The 570-nt window shown below is 46.5% G+C and carries 1 protein-coding gene; it reads right to left on the minus strand.

Features of this window, described 5'->3' with window-relative positions; all coding sequences use genetic code 11:
* Window positions 1-570: TonB-dependent receptor plug domain-containing protein (locus HC175_RS16760; protein WP_168139502.1), on the minus strand; the 570-nt coding region annotated here is incomplete at both ends.

Consider the following 570-nt stretch of genomic DNA (forward strand, 5'->3'; position numbering starts at 1 on the left):
TTTCCGTTACTGTAAGCAAGCGTCACGTTATTTTGAAATCCGGTAGTGAATAGTGCATCAAGCCAGTCTGTTCCCGCTCCCAAAGCAATAGGATCGGCAAAATCGGGATTTGTAGTAAATCCGCCTGCGGCCAACATTTCGTTGCTTAGCTGAGCAAACTGTTGCGCATTAAGCACATCGATCATATTGGTAGGCTCCTGGATTCCGGAGAAGATATCTAAAGTTAGTTGCCCTACTCCGGCTTTTCCTCTTTTAGTGGTAATTATTACTACTCCATTAGCTCCACGCGAACCATAGATGGCAGTAGCCGATGCATCCTTGAGTATCTGCATGGAAGCGACATCCTGCATGTTCACCTGGTTTAAACCACCATTGAGCGGCACCCCGTCAACAACGATGAGACGATCGTTATTGCCAATTGTTCCAATCCCCCTGATCCTTATAGTAGGGTTATTTCCCGGTTGACCCGAAGTAATTACCTGCACCCAGGCAGCACGTCCCTGCAGGGCTTCTCCAATGTTGGACGCAGTCTTATATTGAATATCATCAAGATCAATTGAAGAAACCGAT

The sequence above is a fragment of the Salinimicrobium oceani genome, from assembly GCF_012037645.1.